Origin of the sequence: Mesorhizobium sp. M7A.F.Ca.CA.004.12.1.1 (assembly GCF_003997835.1) — a bacterium.
GTDB lineage: Bacteria > Pseudomonadota > Alphaproteobacteria > Rhizobiales > Rhizobiaceae > Mesorhizobium.
In genome coordinates this window covers 1-3,000 of record NZ_RZRK01000737.1, presented here as the reverse complement: position 1 = coordinate 3,000, position 3,000 = coordinate 1, and the positions used below count along the sequence as shown (strand labels likewise).

Below are 3,000 nucleotides of genomic sequence, written 5' to 3'. Positions count from 1 at the left end.
GCCCATACCGGCTCATAGGCAATGATGGTGTTGGATGGGGTGGCGCTTGACGGGACCGAACCATCGACCTGCCGCGACAGCACGTCCAGCGTGGCGCCCGCTTCACGCTGTTCATGCGTTTCGCCGACGCAAATGATGGCAACAAGCCCGGCACGCCATGCGGCGGATGCCTTGGCCTGGACAGTGGCGTCATCCTCGCCGCGTTGCTCGCGGCATTCGGAATGGCCGACGATGACATGGCTCGCACCGGCATCCCTGAGCATTTCCGCCGAGATGCAGCCGGTGTAGGCGCCGCTCTCCTTGGTATGGCAATCCTCACCGCCGGCATGCACCGGCGTGCGTGACAGGATCTCCGCGGCGTGAGCAAGCAGGGTTGCGGGAACGCAAACCAGCGCTTCGGTCTCCGCGTCAAGTCCGCTCATGAAACCGTTGCCGATCATCCGGAGCTCGTTGAGCGAGGCGCTGGTGCCGTTCATTTTCCAGTTGCCGGCGACGAGCGGGCGAATTCCTGGCGTCATGGGTTTGCTTCTCCGGATGATATCGGGGCTCTGGCCCTCACTACCAAAATCAGGCCACAAAGCAATCGACAGTGGGCCGGAAGGGCGCTATTGCGCTTGTTTCAGACTCGGCGCGTGCGAAAATGCGCATAAATCGGAAGTAAAAATGCTTGGTATATTGAGAAACGCGGCAGGCACCTGGGTCGCGAAGGGGCTGTTGGTGCTGCTGGTGCTCAGCTTTTTGGTCTGGGGCGTTTCCGGGCAGCTGATGAGCGGTCTTGCCGGCCACGATTCGGTGATAACCGCCGGCGGCACCAAAGTATCGATCAACGAATACCGTCTCGCCTACGATCGCCAGCTCGCCGTCATGTCGCAACAGTTCGGCCAACGTCTCAGCCACGAACAGGCAAAGGCGCTCGGCGTCGACAACCAGGTGTTGGCTCAGCTCGTCTCTGGTGCCGTTCTCGACGAACAGGCCCGCAAGCTGGGCCTCGGACTTTCCAAGGATCGGCTGGCCGAGTTGACACGCGAGGACCCAGCCTTCAAGGGCCCGGGCGGCCAGTTCGACCGCAGAACGTTCGAATATATGCTGCAGCAGATCGGCATGCGGCCCGAGGACTATTTGAAGAACCGTGCCCAGGTGGCCGTGCGCCAGCAAATTGTCGAGGCGGTCTCGGATGGCCTCAAGGCTCCGGACACTTTCTTCAAGGCGGTTGCGCTCTATCGCGGCGAAGACCGCACCATCGACTATTTGACGCTGCCCAAGGCACTGGTCGAGCCGATCGCGGCGCCGTCCGATAGCGTGCTCTCGGCCTATTTCGAAGCCAACAAGAAGACATATGCGGCACCCGAATACCGCAAATTTTCCTATGTCCGCCTCGAACCCGTTGACATCATGGATACGACCGCCGTCACCGACAGCCAGGTCAGCGACGACTACAACAAGAACAAGGCGCGTTACACCACGCCGGAACTGCGCACCGTCGAGCAGCTCGTGTTCAAGACGCCGGATGCGGCCAAGGCCGCACTCGATTCGCTCAAGGCCGGCGCCACTTTCGACAAGCTTGTCACGGCCGAAGGCAAGACGCCGGCCGATACGTTGCTCGGCACGCTTGCCAAGGACAAGATCGCCGACAAGGCGGTCGCCGACGCGGCCTTTTCGCTCAACGCCAATGAAGTCAGTCAGGTCGTGCAAGGCGCCTTCGGTCCGGTGCTGCTGCGCGTCACCGAGATCAAGCCCGAGGTGGTGAAGCCACTGGCCGAGGTGTCCGATCAGATCCGCAAGGATCTGGCGCTGGGCGAGGCAAGTCGCATCCTACTGGACGTGCGCGACAATTACGATGACACCCGCGCCGCCGGCAGTTCGCTGGCGGAGGCCGCGGCCAAGCTGAAGCTTAAGGTCGTCACCATCGACGCCATCGATCGCAGTGGACTGCGGCCAGATGCAAGCATCGTCAAGGACCTGCCGCAATCGCCGGAGCTGATCAAAGCCGTCTTCGACGCCGAACCCAACACGGAAAACGATGCCTTGACCACAGCCGACAACGGCTTCGTCTTCTATGAGGTGGCGTCCGTCACGCCGGCTCGCGACCGCACGCTGGATGAGGTTCGTCAGAAAGTCGTCGCCGACTGGACGGCGGCGGAAATAAGCAAGCGGCTGGCCGCCAAGGCTGACGAACTGGAAAAGCGGCTCAAGGCCGGCGCAACGCTCGATGTCATCGCCAGCGAACTGAAGCTCGAAAAGCAGACCAAGCGCGGTGTCAAGCGTGAGGCTGACGATGTCGACTTCGGTAAGGAGGGTGCGGCAGCGATGTTCGGTGTCGGCGAAGGCGGCACCGGCTTGGTCCCCTCACCCACCGGAGACGGGCAGATCCTGTACAAGGTCGCCGAAGTGTTCGAGCCCGCCGGAGCCGATGCCAGTTCGGTGCCGGACGACGCGCAGAAATCCTTCACCTCCGGCATGTCGGATGACCTGCTCGACCAGTTGGTGGCGCAGTTGCAGACGCAGTACGACGTTCGCATCGACCAGGCCGCCGTCGCCCAAGCCTCGACAAGATGAGCGCGCTGAAAACCCATATCGCCAAGATCGCGACCGGTAGCGCGCTTTCCTTCGAGGAAGCGCGCGAGGCCTTCGACATCATCATGTCGGGTGACGCGACCCCCGGCCAGATCGGCGGTTTCCTGATGGCGCTGCGTGTGCGCGGCGAGACGGTGAGCGAGATTTCAGGCGCCGTCGCAACCATGCGGGGCAAGATGCTGCACGTCGACGCGCCCACCGACGCCATCGACATCGTCGGCACCGGCGGCGACAATTCTCACAGCGTCAACATTTCGACGGCATCGGCCTTCGTCGTTGCCGGCAGCGGCGTGCCGGTTGCCAAACACGGCAATCGCGGCCTGTCATCGCTGACGGGGGCAGCCGACGTGCTGGTTGCGCTCGGCGTCAAGATCGACATCTCGCCCGAATTCATCGGCCGCTGCATCCACGAGGCAGGCGTTGGCT

At 62.6% G+C, this 3,000-nt stretch carries 2 protein-coding genes and 1 pseudogene; 2 read left to right on the top strand and 1 reads right to left on the bottom strand.

The window, feature by feature from the left end; genetic code table 11:
• A partial coding sequence (locus tag EN984_RS28640; protein WP_164765711.1) for a triose-phosphate isomerase occupies positions 1–518 on the bottom strand: 518 nt, incomplete at its 3' end.
• Positions 519–663: 145 nt separating this feature from the next.
• Here EN984_RS28640 and EN984_RS28635 point away from each other — a divergent pair.
• The gene (locus EN984_RS28635; protein WP_127268770.1) at positions 664–2,556 is read left to right on the top strand and encodes a SurA N-terminal domain-containing protein; all 1,893 of its coding nucleotides are present in this window, start codon (positions 664–666) and stop codon (positions 2,554–2,556) included.
• Positions 2,553–3,000: pseudogene (locus EN984_RS28630) on the top strand (anthranilate phosphoribosyltransferase); the annotation flags it as partial. The gene EN984_RS28635 and the pseudogene EN984_RS28630, both read left to right, overlap by 4 nt.